This is a genomic window from Bradyrhizobium sp. (genome assembly GCF_016462955.1).
Taxonomy (GTDB): Bacteria; Pseudomonadota; Alphaproteobacteria; order Rhizobiales; family Xanthobacteraceae; genus Bradyrhizobium.
Genome location: NZ_JAEMSD010000040.1, coordinates 4,400 through 24,414 on the forward strand (window position 1 = coordinate 4,400; position 20,015 = coordinate 24,414).

Sequence of the window (20,015 nt, forward strand, 5' to 3'; positions counted from 1 at the left end):
CGGGTCTTCAGCCGTCATGCCGGCGCGCGATTCGAACTCGTCGAGGATGTCGCACGCGCGCATGAATTGCTTGACGTGACGGACAGACAGCAGCAGGCGCGCATGCAGAAGCTCGGCTCGCGCTTCGTCCTCAACGACGAGACCCATGCGCGGTTCTATCGCGAGGTGGCGCGCCGGGGCCTTGCGGAAGGCTATGCCGTCGTCTCGGCGCTGGTCTGCGACGAGGGCGTGATCGCCACCTCGTTCGGCGTCAGGCAGGGCGCCACCTATTACCTGCTGCGCATCAGCCACGCCGGCGATTCATGGTCGAGCTGTTCGCCCGGGCTTCTCGTCGTCGAGCGCACCATGGCAGCTCTGCATGCGCAAGGCGTGCGCCGTTTCGACCTCAGCGTCGGCAATCTGGACTACAAGCGCCGTTTCGGCGCCGAGAGGGTGCCGCTGACCGATGTCAGCGTGGCGTTGTCGTGGCGCGGTCTGCCCTTCGCTTGGCGCGATCATGCCGCGCCAAGCTTGCGCCGCCATCCGAAACTTGCCGCCCTGGCCGCGCGTGCCATGGGCAAGACGCGCTGAAGCGGCATTCCCGAACGGAAATGCCGCGGTCGCGTCAAGCCGTACGCATCAGCCATGCAGCTTCTTGGCGGTCTCCGCGATCTGGCGGCCCTGATAGCGCGCGCCGGCGAGCTCGTTGGCGCTCGGCTGGCGGCTGCCGTCGCCGCCGGTGATCGTGGTGGCGCCGTAGGGTGCGCCGCCGGTGACCTCGTCGAGCTTCATCTGGCCGGCAAAGCCATAGTTCATGCCGACCACCACCATGCCGAAATGCAGGAGGTTGGTGATGATGGAGAACAGCGTGGTCTCCTGGCCGCCGTGTTGGGTCGCGGTCGCGGTGAAGGCGCCGCCGACCTTGCCGTGCAATGCGCCCTTGGCCCAGAGCCCGCCCGCCTGGTCGAGGAAGTTCGCCATCTGCGAGGCCATGCGGCCGAACCGGGTGCCGGTGCCGACGATGATCGCATCGTAATTGGCGAGGTCTTCGATCTTGGCGATGGGAGCTGCCTGGTCGAGCTTGTAGTAGGAGGCCTTCGCGACCTCGGCCGGCACCAGCTCGGGTACGCGCTTGATGTCGACGGTCGCGCCGGCCTCGCGCGCACCTTCGGCGACGGCGTTTGCCATCGCTTCGATATGGCCGTAGGCGGAGTAATAGAGGACGAGAACTTTGGTCATGGTGGTCTCCGTTGGGGGATGGTGTTCGGTTTCACTCCGTCGTTCCGGGGCGATGCGAAGCATCGAACCCGGAACCTCGAGATTCCGGGTCCGGCGCTTCGCGCCGTCCCGGAATGACGGCAATCTTCGTCACGCCGCGTCGACGAGCACGAGCTCGGTATCTTCCAGCGCCGTGATCTTCAGCCGTTCCTCGTCGCGGATCGCGGCGCCGTCGCGGGCATTGACGCGAACGCCGTTGATCTCGACGGAGCCGGCCGCGGGCACGAGGTAAAGGTGCCGCGACGTCTGCGGCGCGTACTCCGCGCTTTCACCCGCTTTCAGCGTGGTGGCGAGCACCCGCGCATCGGCGCGGATCGGCAGCGCGTCCGCATCGTCCCTGAAGCCGCTGGCGATGGTGACGAGCTTGCCGGAGCGGTCCGCTTTCGGGAACGGCTTCGAACCCCAGGTCGGTTGTCCGCCGCGCTCGGCCGGCTCGATCCAGATCTGGAAGATCCGCGTCCTTGTCGGCTCGAGGTTGTATTCGGAGTGGCGGATGCCGCTGCCGGCGCTCATCACCTGCACGTCGCCGGCCTCGGTCCGCCCCTCATTGCCGAGACTGTCCCGGTGAGTGATCGCACCCTCGCGCACATAGGTAATGATTTCCATGTTGGCGTGGGGATGGGCAGGAAAGCCGGTATTCGGCGCGATCTCGTCGTCGTTCCACACCCGCAAGGCGCCGTGACCCATGTTGTTCGGGTCATAATGGCTCGCGAACGAGAAGTGATGCTTGGCCTTGAGCCAGCCGTGGTCGGCCCCGCCGAGCTTTGCGAAAGGTCTGAGTTCGATCATCTGCGTTGGTCCGGTTCGATTGCGACTGGCCCTTGGATAAGCTCCCGCTCGTGGTATAGAAATAGAAACTGTTGAAACACATTGTTTCTAAAAACATCCAGTTTGGACGCTCCATGGCAAAACTTCCCGATTTCGAGGCGCTCGCGATCTTCGCAAAGGTCGTGGAATTGCGCTCCTTTGCGGGGGCCGCGAGCGAGCTCGCAATGTCCAAGGCGACGGTGTCGAAGGCTGTGACGCGGCTGGAGGAACGGCTCGGCGCACGCCTGTTCAACCGCACCTCGCGCCGTCTCGCGCTGACCGACGCCGGCCACAAGCTGGCCGAACGCGCAACACGCCTGCTGGCCGACGGCGAGGCCGCCGAGAACGAGGCGCTCGCCCAATCGGTCGCGCCGCGCGGCCTGGTGCGGCTCGCCGTACCCATGTCGTTCGGCATCAAGGCCGTCGCGCCGCTACTGCCGGAGTTTTTCGAGAGCTACCCGGAGGTCTCGGTCGATCTGCATCTGAGCGATGCGACCGTCGACCTGATCGGCGAGGGGTTCGACATGGCGGTGCGGATCGCGCGGCTGCCGGACTCATCGCTGATCGCGCGGCGGCTCTTCACCATGCCGCGCTACACGGTCGCCGCGCCGTCCTATCTGAAGCGTCATGGCCGGCCGACGCATCCGATGCATCTCGCCGAGCACAAATGTTTCAGCTACGCCTATCTCTCCACGCCAAATGTCTGGCACTACACCAATTCGGCCGGTGAGCAGGCCAGCGTGCGTCCGGGCGGCCAGCTTCGCGTCAACAATGGCGAGGCGGTGATACCGGCGCTGATCGCCGGCCTCGGCATCGCCGAGTTGCCCGAGTTCATCGTCGGCGAGGCCATTTCCTCCGGCGAGGTCGAAGTCATCCTGAAGGACTGGAAGCAGGCCGAAGGCGCCGTGCACCTCGTCACCCCACCCGGCGGCCCGCGCCCCGCGCGCGTCGAAGCGCTCGGCGATTTTCTCGCGGCCAAGCTGCCGGGCACCTGCAAGCGGCGGACGCGGGGGAAAACCGGCAAGTTGTAGGAGAGCGTGCGCAACGACGGAGCTTGCTACGACACCTTCTCGCCGTCGATCGCGACGATGCGTAGGCTCGGCTTCAGCGTCTCTTCCAGTTGCCCTTGCAACGCGTGGACCCGAGGGTCGCTCGAGCGCGCCGCGCATACCGCATACTGACGGACGGATCGCGCCAGTGCGCGCCGGGCTTCCGGCGTTCGCACCAGTTCGGGCTCGGCAAGCCGCAGCACGATGGCTGCGAGATTGACCAGCATCTCGTCCAAGGCGATGTCGATCGTTGCGAGTTGTCCCATGGCTTACTCCTGGGACAGCAACGGCCACCGCCGGGCAGGCGTTCCTGCCCCGGCCGAACATGGTTAATCCTGAGTAAACGTCGTCCCTTGCCGCCGGCCGATCTGCGGAAGAAGATCGCAGGGCGGAGGGTGGCGCGATTCAGAATTCGCTGCGAACCAGGCCGCGCAGCGTGTGACGGTCGTATCCCCGCGCGAACGCGCCCTCATAGGACGCCCTGAACGACGTCGCGCTCGTCAGATCCCACCGGATCTCGGCGCCGGCGAGCGCCACCGTGCGCGCGCGCTCGACGCCGGTGATCGTGAACGCAATGCCAGGCGCGCCTTCCAGCGCCGCCGTGGTGGTCGCGGCGCTGCCGGTGAACTCGTGACGGACGGCGAGGCTCGCGCCGAACTGTGCTGCGTGGCCGTTCGGCGTCATCATGCGCTGGCTCGCCCGCAGGCCGGCCGTGCCATAGCCGAGGTCGAAGCTGCCGCCCCGCACCAGCTGATTCACGCCGGGCGCACCGGCCTCCGCAAGACCGCCCTGCCGCGTCGTGTACCAGTCGGCCTTCGCGAAGGGCTCGGCGACGAGGCCCCATCCCGTCTGGAACGGCCGTGCGATGCCGAGCGAAGCGGCAAAGGTGTTTGCGCGCGAGGAGGCCGTTGCCGTCTCGCCGAGGAACGCGATCGTGCGCGAGGAGTCGAGCGCCGCAAAGGAATAGCTGATGGCCGATGCCAGGTTGAAGCCGCCGGCTTCCCCGCGCGCGTAGACGCCGGCGTGCCCGGCATTAGCGTCGATGCGGTCGGCGCGGCCCGCCATGCGCAGCTGGCCGGTCGATGCGCCGACCGCAAGGCCTGCGGTGAAGCCGTTCATGTGCCAGAGATCGGCGCCGAGTGCGGCGCCGGCGATGGTTGCATTGGTTCCGAAAGCGATGTCGCTCGCCGCCACCTTGTCCCAATTGCCGTAGCCGCCGAACCAGACGCTCTGCGCCGGCGCCGCCCGCCGCGCCTTCAGCGCCTTGCCGATCGGGTCGGCCGGCTCCGGCGCATAGGCGGACGCCGACATCCGCACGCTCTCGCCGCGCGACTGCGTCCCGGCATTCCACATGAAGCCCTGGAACATGTCGGCCTGGTCCGCGACGAGGCGGCGCCCATCGGCGTGGATCTGGCCGGCCAGATCGTCGAGGCCGGCCTTGATGCCGGACGTGTTGAGCGCGGCCAGTGTGTTGATCGCGGTGGTCAGCGCTCCCGATGCGCCGCCGAACTGCGCCTGGTCGAGGGCGCCGGCCACTGCGGTTTGGTTCGGCGTCAGGCCCGACAGCGTTCCGAAGCCTCCGATCTGCTGCAGCAGGAAGTAGACGTTGTTGGCGTCATAGCTGAGCTGCCCCGCGACCAGCGGGGTGCCCGAGCTCGTGAGCGCTGCGAACGTGCCGCTGACGCCGCCCGCCGCCGTGAGGATGGTGTATTGCGTGTTGGCGATGAAGCCCGCGCCAAGCGGCACGATCTGCACCGTGCCGCCGTTGAGCGTGGCGGTCCCCGTCGCCGCGATCCTGTCGGACTGGCCGGCGGGATTGATCTCGACCTGGAAGGTCGAGCCGGCGTTGAAGACGACGTTGCCATTGACGTTGAGCGTCCCGATCGAATTGCCGGGTGCGACCATGCCGCCATTGTTGACGGCGATGCCGCCGACCGTGCCGGTGCCGCCGAGATAGCCGCCATTGATGGTGACCACCGAGGGCAGTGTGCCGTTCACGATCAGGCCGCCCGCATCCACCGTCGTCGCGCCGTTGAAGGCCGTGGTGCCTGTCAGCGTCCAGACCGAGGAGCCGGTCTTGGCCAACTGCTCGAACTCGTCGTATTGCAGGCCGGCGCCGAGCGTTCCGAGGTCGAACGTTGCGCTGGAGGTGCCGCCGAACTTGAGCGTGTCGACGTCGTTGCCGCCAAGTACCGCTCCCAGCATGCTCCACCCGGCCTCCAGCGTCAGCACGTCGTTGCCATCCGACAGAACGACGGCGCCGGAAGGACCCGAGATCGAGCCTGACGTGACGACGGTGTCGTTATAGGCACTGCCGTAGAACCCAAAGCCGCCGGATGAGATCGAGCCTCTATTCACGAGCGTATTGTTCGCGCCTGCGATGAACTGGACGGCTTCGCCGGTGCTGACGATCGTACCGCCCTGATAGATGTTGATGACATTCGAGCTCGAGTTGCCACTCAATCGCAGCCCGGTCGTTGTCGATGCCGCCGTGACCGATCCTCGGATATCGACCACGTTGCCGTGAGAGCCGTCGATGATGATCGCGGACTCGAAGTTGCCCGTTGCGTTCGCCGTTGCGCCCGCGGCAATCGTGATCTGATTGTTGTTTGCATTGCCGGCCAGCACGATCCCGCCATAGGCGGAAACCGAGGCTTGACTGTTCAGAATCAGGCGCGAGTTCGAGGTGGCGAGATAGACAATAGCGGGAACATTGCCGATCGGAACGAGCGAGCCGGACGTCCCGTCGCCGATTCTGACTTCGACGTTGTTGCTCCCGTTCGATGCGATCGTGTCGGTGTTGCCGAGGCCGGTGCAGGTCGCGACGTCGCCCGGATTGAGTGCGCCGATCGTGCCGGTGCCGGCCACGGTGCAGGCCGCGAACGCCGGGCCGGTCGTCAGGACCGGCAAGGCCAGCACGAGGGGCGCCAGCGCGGTGGTGACCAGCAGCTTGCGACGTAGGATGGCGGCCGTTGTGCCGTTTGGCGCACGGGCTGGTACTGCATTCAGCATCGACGATTCCTCATTCCAGCACAATTGCTAGCGGGAAGGTCGCCGCGCTTCTTGGCGTCAGGCGAAACGCCCTATGGCCAAAGGCGCAGCACGCGGGTTTGCTTCGGCCATGTTGCCGGGGCGCCACGGACAAAAGCGTCAGCGAGAGCTGCCATGGTTCCTGGCTCGTTTTCACGTTTTGTTGTTGGTCCAGAACCGGCTTCCGCCTCATTGATTGATGAACATCGATGGGAATCGGGAAGGATCGGGACATGCGAACAGAGCGGATTGCGCTGGGTGTCGTGCTCGCGATCGGCGGCATCGTCGCGCCGGGCGCAGCATTCGCGGAGGAATATCGGGGGACCATGGAGCAGCAGATGGCCTGTACCCCGGACGTCTGGCGTCTCTGCAGCGACCAGATCCCCGACGTCAGCCGCATCACGGCCTGCTTGCAGCAGAATACGCCGCAGCTCTCCAGCGCTTGCCGCGCGGTATTCCAGTCCAACAACCAGATGCCGCCGCAGCAACAGGTTCCACGCAATCGCGCTGCTCCGTCGCCGCGTTACAACAATGCTTTGCCGCCGCCTCCGCCAGCGCAGCCACGCCCCTATGACGATGACGAGGATTAGGCGCTGACGAGCGCGAGCCGGGAAAAGTGCCAACTAAGACGTGGAGACTGGTTCCGTAACGATGCGGTCGCGCCGTCTCGGTCAGCGATCCGTCCTGCCGCCCGATTCAGGCCGCGGCCCAAGCGCCATCCGCAAAACCACGCCGAACAGAATGGCTGCAACCGGCCAATGAAACCAGATCCTGTTGCTGGTGAACAGGTTGATCAGGATCAGGAAGGCCGACACCGTGAGCGCCGCGGCAACCGGGCGGGGCAGCCTTGTGAGCCAATCCGAAACGATATTCGTCGCCGACGCCGGAGCGCGCCTGTCGTTCCAGTGCGGGGCCCGCGCTGTCTCTGAGGAGGCTGCCCGCTCCTCGATCGGGAGCGACGCTGGCCCGGCGGTTCGGCCACCCAGGGTCAACCGATAGCTGGTCAGGGGGGCGATGTTCTTCATCGGGCGCTGGCCGAGGCAGTCGAACCCGACGGATAATTTGTTGTGCACCTGATCGTAGACCGAGCTCGAGATCACGACGCCGCCGGGCTCGGCGAGCTCTTGCAGGCGCGAAGCGATATTGACCCCGTCGCCGTAGATGTCGGTGCCGTCCACCATGACGTCGCCGAGGTTGATGCCGATGCGAAACTGCATCGGGCTCGCCTGGGGCGCGCTCGAGGCCTGACTGGAAATCTCCTGCTGGATCTCGACCGCGCATTGCACGGCTTCGACGACGCTGGCGAACTCGGCGATCACGGCATCGCCCCAGGTGTTGACGATGCGGCCGTCATGACGCTCGACCAGTCGCGCGATGGCCGCGCGGTAGCGGCGGAGCGTCTCCAACGTGCCCGTCTCGTCCGCCTCCATGAGGCGCGAATAGCCGTACACGTCGGCGCACAGCACGGTGGTCAGTCGTCGCTTTACCTTGTCGTCGGTCATCGCCGCCATGCTAGCCTCCCTGACCGGCAAATGCATCAGGCATCGTCGCCGGTGCCGGCTTACGGCCTGACCTCGCAGACATCGACCCATTCGGCGGCGGTCAGCTCTGCCATGCGGTCGGGGGTGATGCGCACCGCGCTGTGTGTCGAGCCCGCGGCAGGCACCACCACGTCGAAGGCCTTCAGCGAGATGTCGCAATAGACCGGTAGCGGCGATTTCAGCCCGAACGGGCAGACGCCGCCGACCTCGTGTCCCGTGATCTCGGCGACCTCTTCCAGCCCCAGCATCTTCGGCTTGCCGCCGAACTGCGCCTTGACCTTCTTGTTGTCCATCCGCGAGGTGCCGGCCGCGACGATCAGGATCACGCGCTCGCCGATGCGCAAGCTCAGCGTCTTGGCGATACGGCCGGGCTCGACGCCATAGGCTTCGGCGGCCAGCGGCACCGTGGCCGAGCTGATCGGGGATTCCATGACGGAGATGTCGGGGGCATTCTCGGCGAAGAAGGCGCGAACGGATTCCAGGCTCATTCCGGGCAGCTCATTCCAATTTTGCGGGCGGCGACCGCTACGCGATTCTCGGCAGCTCGGAGAGCGCGCGGACGCGGTGGTCCGGCGCGAAGCCAAGCTCGTCCATCTGGGTGCGGATCGCCTTGAACATGGTGAGCGGTGCCACGAGTTCGGTCTCGACGCAAGCCAGCGCCATCGCTTCCGGCGTCACCCGCTCGATCCAGGCGACATTCAGCCCGAACGACTTTGCCCCAGCCACGTCCCACGGATTTGAGGAGACGAACAGCACCTCTTCGGAGGCAGTGCCCAGCTCTTCGCCGATCAGCTCATAGGCCGCCGGGCTCGGCTTGAAGATTTTCTTGGCGTCCACGCTGATGGTCGCATCGAGCAAACGGTCGAGGCCGGAATTGCGCACCAGCGCATTCAGCATGTCCGGGCTGCCATTGGACAGGATCGCGAGCTTGCGCGGCTTCAGCGCCGCAAGCGCGGCCGCCGCGTCGGGATAGGGATCGAGGTGCAGATATTTCTGGATCACGCGCTCGAACGCTTCGCTGTCATAGGCCAATCCGAGCATGCGCAGCGTATAAGTGAGCGAGTCGCGGGTCACGGCCGCAAAATCCTGGTAGCGTCCCATCAGCGAGCGCAACCAGGTGTATTCGAGCTGCTTGATGCGCCAGACCTGCGTGATGATCTCGCCATAGCCCGGAAACGCATCCTCCGTGACCTCCGCGACCGACTGAATGTCGTAGAGCGTGCCATAGGCGTCGAAGACGACGGCATTGATGGGCATTTTCTGTCCTCCGGGGCCGTTGTGGTGACAAGAGCTCCCCTTGGGGAGCGCGCATGGTCGTCAACGGATGTCTGCCTGCCGCATGATCTGGAAAAATGCGAATCTCAATACGCACCAATGCTTCTTAGCCTCATCCTGAGGGCCCCGCCGCAGGCGGGCGTCTCGAAGGACGAGGCGCGCGCTCAGCTCGCGCAAAGCACCATATGCGATTGCCTGCGCTTGCGGGGGAGAGATCGCGCCCACCGGGCCGCGCCGAACGCGCGCCTGATGACAGGCTCCGGCGCAGGGCGAGGGCTTTCTCCTGCGGAAACATCGGGAGAGGGAGAGGCACTTACGTTGCAGCATTCAGATCTGATCTCCTTGCGCTTCACCGGCGCTGCTGACGGAACGTAGCAGACCTCGTACCAAGCACCGCGCGAGCTAAACGGTCGGCTGGCGTTCTCGCCGGGTCCACGTCGCCCGCTCGGCGAACACCCGGCTGACCTCCGCCATGTGCTCGGTGCCCCATGTGCAAAGCGGCACCAGCGCCTGCGCCAGGCTGTGGCCCAGCGGCGTCAGGCTGTAGTCTACCCGCGGAGGCACCTCCTTGTAGTCGGTCCGCTTAACCAGACCATCGGCCTCCAGCTCCCTAAGCTGCTGGATCAGCACCTTGTCGCTGACGTCGCGGATGGCGCGGCGGAGCTCGCCGTAACGGGTGGGTCCGTCCTGGGCGACGAAGTAGAGGATCAGCGGCTTCCACTTGCCCGAGACGACCCGCAAAGTCGCATCCAGGCCGCATGTGAAGCCGGGCAGATTCGGCGTGCAGCGTTGGACGTCTGCTTGAGCTTGCGCCGGCGGGGAGATGAGGTCTGAACGATCGGTCGACATTTTTTAGCCACTTACCAAAAGGTGCATACTTGTCGATAGGTGGGTAGGCCGCCAGCTCAGTGCAACCTCAATGAAGGAGCACATCATGAGCAGACTACAAGGCAAGACCGCAGTGGTGACGGGCGGCGGCACCGGCATCGGGTTCGGGGCTGCGAAACGCTTCGTGGACGAAGGCGCTTTCGTCTACGTCTTCGGGCGGCGGCAGGAGCAGCTCGACGCCGCCGTGGCGAAGCTGGGGGCCTCGGCCCGCGCCGTCAGGGGCTCGGTGACGGATCTGGCCGACCTCGACCGTCTCTATGAGCGGGTGAAGGCCGAACGGGGCGGGCTCGACATTCTGTTCGCCAATGCCGGCACCGGGTTGTTTGCACCGCTCGGCGAGATCACGGTCGAGCACTACGATCATATCTTCGACGTCAACGTGAAGGGGCTGGTGTTCACGGTCCAGAAAGCCCTGCCGCTGATGACGAAGGGGTCGTCGATCATCCTGACCGGCTCGAGCACGGGCGTGATGGGCACGCCGCAATTCAGCATCTACAGCGCGACCAAGGCCGCGATCCGCAATCTGGCGCGCAGCTGGGCGCTGGACCTGCGCGGCACCGGCATCCGCGTCAACGTGCTCTCGCCCGGGCCGACCAAGACGGAACTGGCGCTGGAGGTCGTGGGCGCGGAAGCCTTCGATGCACTCGGTAGCTCGACGCCCATCGGGCGCGTCGGTGATCCCAGCGAGACGGGGGCGGTGGTTGCATTTCTGGCGTCCTCGGACAGCAGCTACATGACCGGCGGCGAGGTCTTCGTCGACGGCGGCCTCGCGCAGGTCTGAGGCCTCGTTCACCTCTCCCGCTTGCGGGAGAGGTCGGCGCGTAGCGCCGGGTGAGGGCTTTCTCCTCTCGGTGATTGTCCCATCGCGGAGACACCCTCTCCCCAACCCTCTCCCGCAAGCGGGAGAGGGAGTGCGCCTACGTTGTAGTGATCACCTGATCTCATCACACGTTATCAGATCCCCAGCAGCTTCCGTGCGTTCGCCTTCAGCACCTTCGGCCTGATCTCGTCGCGAATCTCGATCTTGGCGAAATCCGACAGCCAGCGATCAGGCGTGATCACTGGCCAGTCCGAGCCGAACAGCATCTTGTCCTGCAGAATCGAGTTGATGTAGCGCACCAGGATCGGCGGGAAATATTTCGGCGACCAGCCGGAGAGGTCGATATAGACGTTCGGCTTGTGGGTCGCGACCGACAGCGCCTCTTCCTGCCAGGGGAAGGAGGGATGGGCGAGGATGATCTTGAGGTCGGGGAAATCGGCCGCGACGTCGTCCATGTACATCGGGTTCGAATATTTCAGCCGCATGCCCATGCCGCCGGGCATGCCCGAGCCGACGCCGGTCTGGCCGGTGTGGAACAGCGCGATCGCGCCGCCATTGTTGATCTCTTCATAGAGCGGGTAGGCCATGCGGTCGTTGGCGTAGAAGCCCTGCATGGTCGGGTGGAATTTGAAGCCGCGCACGCCGTATTCCTCGATCAGCCTGCGCGCCTCGCGGGCCCCCAGCTTGCCCTTGTGCGGGTCGATCGAGACGAAGGGGATGAGCACGTCGAGATGCTCGGAGGCGATCTCCAGCATCTCCTCGTTCTTGTAGCGACGGAAGCCGGTCTCGCGCTCGGCATCGACGGGGAAGATCACCGCGGCGATGTTCTTGGAGCGATAGTAGGCTGCGGTCTCCGGCACCGTCGGCGGATGCTTGTGCGGCGACTTGAAATACTCCGCCATCTGCGCCTGGAAATCGTCATAGCCGTCGTCGGGATGGGTGCCGCAGGGCTCCTCGGCATGGGTGTGGATGTCGATGGCGACGACTTTGTCGATATCAGGCAGCTTGAGCTTCGGCATGGGTGTCCTCCCGACGTGTTACCGAATTGATTATAGGATATAACGAATTTGGCAAGGCGCTGGTGGCGGCGATAGCGCAGTCGGCAAAAGTCCTTGGCCCGCTCGACCTCGGATCGGCCCAATCGGGCCGATCCGGCCGCTTCTACTGTGCATGGGGTTGTTTTCACGGTTTTGCGGGGCCGCGGGGCGGTTAACATTGACAGCCCCTCCCGCGATGCCCTAAGAACCGCCCCATCCCGGGCGGTCGGTCCGCCGGCGGGAAAGATCTCATTTTGCCACATTCGCGCGTGCCGAAACGGTAGTGCCGAACACGGCCTTTCGAACGTTCAGGATTCTGCCATGAAGGTCCGTAACTCGCTGAAATCGCTGCGCGGTCGCCATCGCGCCAACCGCCTGGTCCGCCGCAAGGGCCGGGTCTATGTGATCAACAAGGTGCAGCGCCGCTTCAAGGCGCGCCAAGGCTGATCTCCCAAGGCTGATCTCCCAAGGCTGATCTCGGGGCGATCTCGCCCTCGCGGTCGCCCGCGCCCGCGCAAGACCACCGCTCACACGAGTTTGACGCCGCCTTTGCTTTGCAAGGGCGGCTTTACGCGTTTAGACTTTCACCATGGCAGTCAGATTCCCTTTCGCGCGCACCCTGTGTCTGGCCCTTCTTCTGGGAACCGTCGGCTTGGCTCCGGCCTCGGCGCAGCAGGTCGAGCCGCCCGGCAAGCAGAAGAAGCTCCCGGAGGCGCCGGCCAAGCTGCCGAAGGTCGACCGCGGCAAGAACCTCGATTTCCTGTTCGGCGCGCTGAAGGCCGCGCCCGACGAGGCCAGCGCCAAGCATGTCGAGGCGCGGATCTGGGCGATCTGGCTGCAGACGCCGAGCGACACCGCCGGGCTTCTGATGTCGCGCGCCAAGTCCGCCGTCGATGCCAAGAAGATCGACGTCGCGATCAAGCTCTTGGATTCCGTCATCAAGCTCAGGCCCGATTACATCGAAGCCTGGAACCGGCGCGCCACGCTCTATTACATGCAGAACGACTACGGCCGCTCCCTGTCGGACATCCAGCAGGTGCTGATGCGGGAGCCGCGCCATTTCGGCGCGCTCGCCGGCCTCGGCATGATCATGCAGGAGGTCGGCGACGAGAAACGCGCGCTCGACGCCTATCGCAAGGCGCTCGCCGTCAACCCGCACCTGGAAAAGATCCCCGACCAGGTCAAGGCGCTGACCGAGAAGGTCGAAGGGCGCGACATCTAGCGGACAAGTTGATGTTTTCCCGAGCGATCAAGGACGTCGCGGATTAACCACGATCGGAACGGCGGCATCGCGCGGACTATTGGCGAGCCCGCGGCAGGCTTACCTGCTCGGCAGGAGCAAAAGCCATGAAGCGTTTGATCTTTGCAGCCGCGCTGCTGCTCGCGTCGGGGGACGGTGAGCTTCGCCGAGGGACTGTTCTGGGTGATCGGCAACCGCGCCACCGGGAAATGCACAATCGTGACCCGCAATCCGGTCATCATCGGCGACATCTTTTTCGGCGACGGTCCCTACAAGTCCATGGCCGATGCCAAGCTTGCCCGTTCGACGATCCGCGTCTGTCCCCCGCTCACACCGGAGGAGGAAAAAGACGAGGACGGAACGAACTAGCCAGTACGTTAGTGCAGGACGCTGCCGCCGCGCTCGACGAGGCCGTGGTCGGCGGCTGCGGCGTAAGCCTTTGCCAGCTCGGTCTCCAGATGCTCGTTGATCAGGAGAAGCGCGCGCACGGCGCCGCGCAAGTCGCCGTTGCAGCTCGCGACGATTTCGTCGATCGCAGTGTCGTTCGATCTGAAGCTCATCGAAAATCTCCGGTTCAAACCAGGACAATCCTGCCGGTCTTTCCCGCATCCCCTTGAAGTTGCGAGGAGGATCGGCGCCCACCCGTGCCTAGATGGCGGAACCGACCATGGCGATTATATGGAAGCCGCGATGACGAACGCATGAAGCCGTTCCGGCCCTCGCGTGCCTCTCCGACCGGCTTTGATTCCATTGAGTTTTTCCTGCTGCAATTATGCACATATCCACAGCCCCTGCATTTCCGGTGGAAGCGTGGGAGACCGGCGGCGAAACTGCCGCGCCATCAAACCCGTAACTTCCCAGTGCCCAGGATCACCCGGACTCTCTCCATGATCGTGATGTCAGTCGTGACGGTGCTGGTTCTGCTGGCGCTGGTCACGCAGGCGGGAATCGTTGCCGTGCAACGCGCCTATCCACCGCAGGGCCGCATGATCGAGGTCGACGGCGCGCGGCTGCATGTCGTCGACATCGGCCCGCACGAGTCCGCTGTTCCGATCGTGATGCTGCACGGCGCCAGTTCCAATCTCGAAGCGATGCGCCGGCCGCTCGGCGATCTCCTCGCCAGGGACCACCGTGTGATTCTGGTCGATCGTCCTGGCCACGGCTGGAGCACGCGCGCGAGCCGCCAGGATTCGACGCCGCAGATCCAGGCGCGGATGATCGACGCGGCGCTTGCGAATCTCGGCATCGATCGCGCCGTCTTCGTGGTGCATTCCTGGAGCGGCGCCCTCGGAGCGCGGATCGCGCTCGATCACCCGCACCGCGTGGCCGGCCTCGTCATGCTCGCGCCTGTCACGCATCCCTGGCGCGGCGGCGTCGGCCGCTACAACGAGATCATCGCCACCCCGGTGATCGGTCCGCTGCTCGCCTACACCATCACGTTGCCGCTCGGCTATTTCGTCACGGAGGCCGGGGCGCGAAACGTGTTCCTGCCGCAAACGATGCCGGACGGCTTCGTGCAGGACTCCGCAACGCCGCTCTTGCTTCGCCCGCGCGAGTTCATCGCGAACGCCTATGATCTGGTGACGTTGAAAGAGGCCGTGGCGGCGCAAGTCGCGCGCTATGGCGAGATCGAGGCGCCGGTGACGGTGATTGCCGGCGAGCCCGACAAGACGGTGAAAACCAGCATTCACGCGCGCCCGTTTGCCGCGACCGTGCCGAATGCAAAGCTGATCGTGCTGCCGGATCTCGGCCACATGGTGCAGAACGCCGTGCCAGATCTCGTGAAGGCGGAGATCGAGACGATGATCGGCAAAATCGTTCCGGCGCAGGCGGCCGCCGATTAGCGCGCTTTCGAGCGAAGCGGAGACCGGTTCGCGCGGAGCTCGAGCGGCCGCCTGTTGCGCGCTTACTGCTTGACCTTCCCGTCCTTGTCGTATTGCGCGATGAACGCCCAGAGATTGTTGATCTCGGTCTCGTTCTTGATGCCGGCGAACGCCATTTTGGTGCCGGGGATCTTGGCCTTGGGGTCCTTGATGTATTCCTTGAAGGTCGCCTCGTCCCAGGTGATGCCGGAATTCTTGTTCGCGTCCGTGTAATTGTAGCCCTCGGCAGTGCCCGATTTGCGGCCGTTGAGGCCGTTGAGCTCGGGGCCGACCTTGTTCTTGGCGCCTTCGCCGATCGCGTGGCAGGCCAGGCACTTGTTGAACGATGTCTTGCCGGCCGCGACATCCTGCGCCATCGCGGCGGGTGCGGTGGCAATTGCGGTGAGGATCGTCAGTGCGCCGAAAGTCAGTTTTGTCATAAGTGTGCTCTTCGTCTCTTCCCGGGTCAGATGGAGGGTCGTGGTTTTGTCAGGTCCGATGCAAGTGGACAAGCCGCGAAGCTTTGACAGGTTTCCAGATAACAGACTTGTCCCAGAGAGAACTTGCGCTGCAACAAAGCAATGCGACCTTCGGAGGACCTACCCAAAGACGGCAAGACATGATTGATTTGGCGAGACAATTCCATCCGTCGGACGAAGGTTCTTAAAATGGCCATCATGATGCCCGCAAGCGATCAGGCCGTGCTGGCGCGTCGCAGCGAAATCGTCGCCGCTTTGCGGGCCATCGTGCCTGGCGAGGGCGTGATCGACACGCCTGCCGAGATGCGGGCCTATGAATCCGACGGGCTCACCGCCTATCGGCAGCCGCCGATGGTCGTGGTGCTGCCCGATACGACCGAGCAGGTCTCGCTCGTCCTGAAATATTGTGCCGCGCACGGCATCAAGGTGGTGCCGCGCGGTTCCGGCACATCGCTGTCCGGTGGCGCGCTGCCGCTCGAGGACGGCGTGCTGCTCGGCCTCGGCAAGTTCAAGCGCATCCGCGAGATCGATTTCGACAACCGCGTCGTCGTCACCGAGCCCGGTGTCACCAATCTGGCGATCAGCCAGGCCGTCGCGCATGCCGGCTTCTACTACGCGCCCGATCCGTCCTCGCAGATCGCCTGCTCGATCGGCGGCAATGTCGCGGAGAACTCTGGCGGGGTGCATTGCCTGAAATACGGCATGACCACCAACAACGTGCTCGGGTGCGAGATCGTGCTGATGAGCGGCGAGATCCTGCGCATCGGCGGCAAATCGACGGAGAATTCCGGTTATGACCTGATGGGCGTCATCACCGGTTCCGAAGGCCTGCTCGGCGTCATCACCGAGATCACGGTGCGCATCCTGCAAAAGCCGGAGACGGCGCGCGCCCTGATGGTCGGCTTTGCAGAGGTCGAGGCCGCCGGCGAATGCGTGGCGCGCATCATCGGCGCCGGCATCATTCCGGGCGGCATGGAGATGATGGACAAGCCCGCGATCCACGCCGCCGAAGCCTTCGTCCACGCCGGCTATCCGCTCGATGTCGAGGCGCTGCTCATCATCGAGCTCGACGGCCCCAAGATCGAGGTCGACGAGCTGATCACGCGCGTCGAGGCAATCGCAAATGGCTGCGGCTCCACCACCTGCCAGATCTCGACGTCGGAGGCCGAGCGCAATCTGTTCTGGGCCGGCCGCAAGGCCGCGTTCCCTGCGGTGGGCCGGATCTCGCCCGACTATCTCTGCATGGACGGTACCATTCCGCGCGGCGCGCTGCCGAAGGCGCTGGCGCGCATCCGCGAGCTCTCGGAGAAATACCAGCTCGGCTGCGCCAACGTGTTCCACGCCGGCGACGGCAATCTGCACCCCCTCATCCTCTACGATGCCAACAAGCCCGGCGAGATCGAGCGCGCGGAGGCCTTCGGCGCCGACATCCTGCGCGCCTGCGTCGAGTTCGGCGGCGTGCTCACCGGCGAGCACGGCGTCGGTATCGAGAAGCGCGACCTGATGCCGGAGATGTTTTCGGAGATCGACCTCAACCAGCAGCAGCGGCTGAAATGCGCCTTCGATTCGCAGGGCCTGCTCAATCCCGGAAAAGTGTTCCCCACCCTGCACCGCTGCGCCGAGCTCGGCCGCATGCATGTCCATGCCGGCAAGCTGGCGTTCCCGGATTTGCCGCGGTTCTAGCGGCAACGCCAGATTGCTTTCCGCTCTGAATTTGGATACCGCCTTTTCCCGTGGATACGCTCAAGGTCAGAGACGCCAAAGACGTTGAAGAAGTGGTGCGGGCGGCGATTGCCAATGAGCAGCCGCTCGAGATCATCGGCCATGGCTCCAAGCGCAGCATTGGCCACGCCATGGCCACCAATGCGGTGCTCGACCTCTCCGCGCTGAATGCCGTCACGTCCTACGAGCCGAACGAACTCATCATCACCCTCCAGGCCGGCGCGCCGCTGGGCGACGTGCTGTCCCTGATCGATGCCAAGAACCAGCAATTCGCCTTCGAACCGATGGACACCGCGGCCCTGCTCGGCACGCCCGTATCAGGCACCATCGGCGGCATGATCGCGGCCGGGCTTGCCGGCCCGCGGCGGATCAGGGACGGCGGCGCGCGGGACCACCTGCTCGGCGCGCACGCCGTGTCCGGTTTCGGCGACGGCTTCAAGACCGGGGGCAGGGTGGTGAAGAACGTCACCGGCTACGACCTCTGCAAGCTGCTGGCGGGGTCCTGGGGCACGCTGTCGGTAATGACGGAGGTCACGCTGAAGGTGATGCCCAAGCCCGAGGCCGAGCGTACGCTGCTGCTGCGCGGGTTGGATGATGCCGCCGCAAACAAGGCCATGACCGCGGCGCTCGGTTCGCCCTTCGACGTCTCCGGTGCCGCGCATCTGCCGAAATCAGAGTTCCGGGCCAAGGCCGAGGGGCTCGGCGACATGGCCGGCCAAGGCGAGGCGCTGACGATGCTGCGGCTCGAGGGCATCACGGCCTCCGCCGCGCACCGCGCCAATTCGTTGCGCGAGTTGCTGGCGCCGTTTGGAGCTGCGATTCTGGTCGAGGACGCGGCCTCCGCGGCGCTGTGGGCCACGATCCGCGACGTGCTGCCGTTCGCGGCCGGCGGCGCGCTCAGCGCCTGGCCGGTGTGGCGGATCGTCTGTCCGCCGGCTTCTGGCGCGGCGCTCGGCTTCCAGCTGGCGCGCGAGACGGGGGGCGAATTGATCTACGATTGGGGCGGCGGATTGATCTGGGCCGCACTGCCGCCGAAGGACGATGCGCATGGCGCGGTCGTGCGCGCACGCGCGACTGCGGTCGGTGGACATGCCACGCTGATCCGGGCGAACGATGATGTCAGGCGTGCGGTCGACGTATTCCATCCGCAAGAGCCCGGCATTGCCGCGCTGAGCGAGAGGGTGCGGGCCAGCTTCGATCCCAAGGCCATTCTCAACCGCGGCCGCCTGAGCCGGGGCGCGACCGCATGAAGACCGAATTCTCACTCGCCCAGCTCGCCGACCCCGACATCGCGGAAGCCGACAAGATCCTGCGCGCCTGCGTCCATTGCGGCTTCTGCACCGCCACCTGCCCGACCTATGTGCTGCTTGGCGACGAGCTCGATAGCCCGCGCGGCCGCATCTACCTGATCAAGGAGATGCTGGAGAAGGACCAGGCGCCGACGGCCGAGGTGGTCAAGCACATCGACCGCTGCCTGTCCTGCCTCGCCTGCATGACGACCTGCCCCTCCGGCGTGAACTACATGCACCTCGTCGACCAGGCCCGGGTCCGGATCGAGCAGCGCTATCAGCGGCCCTTGGCCGAGCGGCTGCTGCGCCGGGTGCTGGCTTTCGTCCTGCCGGATCCGCAACGCTTCCGCATCAGCATGAGGCTGGCGCAGCTCGCCCGTCCGCTGGGCGTCTTGCTGCCGACGCCGCGGCCTTCGGCGACGCCCGGCCTGATCCAGCGCCTCAAGGCGATGCTGGCGCTGGCGCCGAGTCAATTGCCGCCGGCCGGGCCTACCGCCGGTAGCGTGTTCGCGGCGCTCGGCAAGAAGCGCGGACGGGTGGCGCTGCTCCAGGGCTGCGCCCAGCAGGTGCTGGCGCCGCGCATCAACCAGGCCGCGATCAGTCTTCTGACCCGCCATGGCATCGAGGTCGTCCTGGTCCGGGACGAGCAGTGCTGCGGCGCGCTGACCCATCACCTCGGCAACGACCACGATGCGTTGACTCGGGCTCGCGCCAATGTCGCGGCGTGGCGGAAGGAAATGGCCGGCGAGGGGCTCGATGCCATCCTGGTGACCACCTCCGGCTGCGGCACGGTGATCAAGGACTACGGCTATCTCCTGCGCGAGGACGCAGCGTTCGCGGCCGATGCGGCGAAGGTGTCGGCGCTCGCCAAGGACATCACCGAATACGTCGCCGGCCTCGAGCTCGCGACGCCGTCACGAGCGGACGACATCGTCGTCGCCTATCACTCCGCGTGCTCGTTGCAGCACGGGCAGAAAATCACGGGCCTTCCGAAAGAATTGCTTTCCAAGAACGGATTCGTGGTGAAAGATGTACCCGAGAGCCATTTGTGTTGCGGCTCGGCGGGGACCTACAACATTCTCCAGCCCGAGCTTGCGGGCCGGTTGCGCGATCGCAAGGTCGCCAACATCGCGAGCCTCAAGCCGGACATGATTGCCGCGGGCAATATCGGCTGCATGGTGCAGATTGCCAGTGGCACGTCAGTTCCGGTCGTACATACGATTGAGCTTCTCGATTGGGCGACGGGCGGGGCGCGGCCGGCACTGAACGCGCAAGTTTGAGCTTGCAGAGCCTGAACTTTCCTCCCGGGGTGACGACTGCAGACGCCCGATCGACCATTGTTCGGCGGCAACAGGAGGACCACGATGGCGAAAGCGAAGAAGAAAAGCAAGAAGGCGAAAAAGGCCAAGAAGGCCGTAGCGGCGAAGAAGACCGCGAAGAAGAAGGCCGCCAAGAAGGCGACGAAGAAGAAGACCGTCAAGAAATCTGCCAAGAAGGCCGCGCCGAAGAAGGCTGCGAAGAAGACCGCAAAGAAGGCGGCGGCCAGGAAGGCTGCACCGAAGAAGGCCGCGAAGAAGGCGGCACCGAAGAAAGCGAAGGCAGCGACTGCTTCGAAGCCGTCAGCCCCGGCGCAGACCCCGGCCCCGGAGCCTGCCGCCGAGACCAGCTGGGCGATGCCTTCGTCTTCTGCGGAATCGGTCCAGGCGGAGGGACAGGGGT

The 20,015-nt window shown here is 65.2% G+C and carries 22 protein-coding genes and 1 pseudogene; 12 read left to right on the forward strand and 11 right to left on the reverse strand.

What is annotated here, in order from left to right:
* Window positions 1-570, forward strand: a 570-nt coding sequence (locus JHD07_RS06960) for a GNAT family N-acetyltransferase (protein WP_291620385.1), incomplete at its 5' end; no start/stop codon positions are given.
* Between the two features lie 48 nt (window positions 571-618).
* Here JHD07_RS06960 and wrbA read toward each other — a convergent pair.
* Entirely contained in the window at window positions 619-1,218 is a 600-nt protein-coding gene (gene wrbA, locus JHD07_RS06965) for an NAD(P)H:quinone oxidoreductase (RefSeq protein WP_291620387.1), read from the reverse strand.
* A 129-nt stretch (window positions 1,219-1,347) separates the two neighbouring features.
* Entirely contained in the window at window positions 1,348-2,046 is a 699-nt protein-coding gene (locus JHD07_RS06970; RefSeq protein WP_291620389.1) for a pirin family protein, read from the reverse strand.
* 113 nt (window positions 2,047-2,159) lie between these two features.
* On the opposite strand from JHD07_RS06970, the gene JHD07_RS06975 reads away from it, so the two are divergent.
* A complete protein-coding gene (locus JHD07_RS06975) occupies window positions 2,160-3,095 on the forward strand; it encodes a LysR family transcriptional regulator (protein WP_291620391.1) in 936 nt (311 codons plus the stop codon).
* A 26-nt stretch (window positions 3,096-3,121) separates the two neighbouring features.
* On the opposite strand, the gene JHD07_RS06980 is transcribed toward JHD07_RS06975, so the two are convergent.
* Window positions 3,122-3,379: a hypothetical protein gene (locus tag JHD07_RS06980; protein WP_291620392.1), complete on the reverse strand. Its 258-nt coding sequence runs from the start codon at window positions 3,377-3,379 to the stop codon at window positions 3,122-3,124.
* Between the two features lie 139 nt (window positions 3,380-3,518).
* Window positions 3,519-6,125 (reverse strand): autotransporter domain-containing protein, encoded by a 2,607-nt coding sequence (locus tag JHD07_RS06985; protein WP_291620395.1) that lies wholly within the window; start codon window positions 6,123-6,125, stop codon window positions 3,519-3,521.
* Window positions 6,126-6,376: 251 nt separating this feature from the next.
* Here JHD07_RS06985 and JHD07_RS06990 point away from each other — a divergent pair, with 251 nt between their 5' ends.
* Window positions 6,377-6,733, forward strand: coding sequence for a hypothetical protein (locus JHD07_RS06990; RefSeq protein WP_291620397.1), 357 nt, complete (start codon window positions 6,377-6,379; stop codon window positions 6,731-6,733).
* Window positions 6,734-6,814: 81 nt separating this feature from the next.
* Here JHD07_RS06990 and JHD07_RS06995 read toward each other — a convergent pair whose 3' ends face one another.
* From JHD07_RS06995 to JHD07_RS07010, 4 genes are all read right to left on the reverse strand, one after another.
* A complete protein-coding gene (locus JHD07_RS06995; protein WP_291620420.1) occupies window positions 6,815-7,645 on the reverse strand; it encodes an adenylate/guanylate cyclase domain-containing protein in 831 nt (276 codons plus the stop codon).
* A gap of 59 nt (window positions 7,646-7,704) precedes the next feature.
* Window positions 7,705-8,172 (reverse strand): YbaK/EbsC family protein, encoded by a 468-nt coding sequence (locus JHD07_RS07000; RefSeq protein ID WP_291620398.1) that lies wholly within the window; start codon window positions 8,170-8,172, stop codon window positions 7,705-7,707.
* Window positions 8,173-8,209: 37 nt separating this feature from the next.
* Window positions 8,210-8,941, reverse strand: a complete 732-nt coding sequence (locus JHD07_RS07005) for a haloacid dehalogenase type II (protein ID WP_291620400.1) — start codon at window positions 8,939-8,941, stop codon at window positions 8,210-8,212.
* Between the two features lie 420 nt (window positions 8,942-9,361).
* A complete protein-coding gene (locus JHD07_RS07010) occupies window positions 9,362-9,733 on the reverse strand; it encodes a helix-turn-helix domain-containing protein (RefSeq protein WP_291620422.1) in 372 nt (123 codons plus the stop codon).
* A 160-nt stretch (window positions 9,734-9,893) separates the two neighbouring features.
* Between JHD07_RS07010 and JHD07_RS07015 the strand changes: the two genes are divergently transcribed.
* The gene (locus tag JHD07_RS07015; RefSeq protein ID WP_291620402.1) at window positions 9,894-10,628 is read left to right on the forward strand and encodes an SDR family oxidoreductase; all 735 of its coding nucleotides are present in this window, start codon (window positions 9,894-9,896) and stop codon (window positions 10,626-10,628) included.
* Window positions 10,629-10,801: 173 nt separating this feature from the next.
* Here JHD07_RS07015 and JHD07_RS07020 read toward each other — a convergent pair whose 3' ends face one another.
* Window positions 10,802-11,686, reverse strand: a complete 885-nt coding sequence (locus tag JHD07_RS07020) for an amidohydrolase family protein (RefSeq protein ID WP_291620404.1) — start codon at window positions 11,684-11,686, stop codon at window positions 10,802-10,804.
* A 339-nt stretch (window positions 11,687-12,025) separates the two neighbouring features.
* Between JHD07_RS07020 and ykgO the strand changes: the two genes are divergently transcribed.
* The 3 genes and pseudogenes from ykgO (at window position 12,026) to JHD07_RS07035 (ending at window position 13,313) form a co-directional block, all read left to right on the forward strand.
* Window positions 12,026-12,151, forward strand: coding sequence for a type B 50S ribosomal protein L36 (gene ykgO / locus JHD07_RS07025; protein ID WP_006611362.1), 126 nt, complete (start codon window positions 12,026-12,028; stop codon window positions 12,149-12,151).
* 142 nt (window positions 12,152-12,293) lie between these two features.
* On the forward strand, window positions 12,294-12,926 hold the full coding sequence (locus JHD07_RS07030) for a tetratricopeptide repeat protein (RefSeq protein ID WP_291620406.1): 633 nt from the start codon (window positions 12,294-12,296) through the stop codon (window positions 12,924-12,926).
* Between the two features lie 125 nt (window positions 12,927-13,051).
* Window positions 13,052-13,313: pseudogene (locus tag JHD07_RS07035) on the forward strand (hypothetical protein).
* 8 nt (window positions 13,314-13,321) lie between these two features.
* Here JHD07_RS07035 and JHD07_RS07040 read toward each other — a convergent pair.
* A complete protein-coding gene (locus JHD07_RS07040) occupies window positions 13,322-13,504 on the reverse strand; it encodes a hypothetical protein (protein ID WP_247549678.1) in 183 nt (60 codons plus the stop codon).
* Window positions 13,505-13,831: 327 nt separating this feature from the next.
* On the opposite strand from JHD07_RS07040, the gene JHD07_RS07045 reads away from it, so the two are divergent.
* Window positions 13,832-14,788, forward strand: coding sequence for an alpha/beta hydrolase (locus JHD07_RS07045; protein ID WP_291620409.1), 957 nt, complete (start codon window positions 13,832-13,834; stop codon window positions 14,786-14,788).
* 62 nt (window positions 14,789-14,850) lie between these two features.
* On the opposite strand, the gene cycA is transcribed toward JHD07_RS07045, so the two are convergent.
* The gene (gene cycA / locus JHD07_RS07050) at window positions 14,851-15,246 is read right to left on the reverse strand and encodes a cytochrome c-550 CycA (RefSeq protein WP_291620410.1); all 396 of its coding nucleotides are present in this window, start codon (window positions 15,244-15,246) and stop codon (window positions 14,851-14,853) included.
* 228 nt (window positions 15,247-15,474) lie between these two features.
* Here cycA and JHD07_RS07055 point away from each other — a divergent pair, with 228 nt between their 5' ends.
* The 4 genes from JHD07_RS07055 to JHD07_RS07070 all read left to right on the forward strand — a co-directional run.
* Window positions 15,475-16,968 carry an FAD-linked oxidase C-terminal domain-containing protein gene (locus JHD07_RS07055; RefSeq protein ID WP_291620412.1) on the forward strand — a complete coding sequence of 498 codons (1,494 nt, stop codon included), beginning with the start codon at window positions 15,475-15,477 and terminating at the stop codon, window positions 16,966-16,968.
* A gap of 50 nt (window positions 16,969-17,018) precedes the next feature.
* Window positions 17,019-18,257 (forward strand): FAD-binding protein, encoded by a 1,239-nt coding sequence (locus tag JHD07_RS07060; RefSeq protein WP_291620414.1) that lies wholly within the window; start codon window positions 17,019-17,021, stop codon window positions 18,255-18,257.
* Window positions 18,254-19,576, forward strand: a complete 1,323-nt coding sequence (glcF, locus tag JHD07_RS07065) for a glycolate oxidase subunit GlcF (protein ID WP_291620416.1) — start codon at window positions 18,254-18,256, stop codon at window positions 19,574-19,576. The genes JHD07_RS07060 and glcF overlap by 4 nt, the downstream gene beginning before the upstream one ends.
* An 84-nt stretch (window positions 19,577-19,660) precedes the next feature.
* Window positions 19,661-20,015, forward strand: a 355-nt coding sequence (locus JHD07_RS07070) for a histone (protein ID WP_291620418.1), incomplete at its 3' end; no start/stop codon positions are given.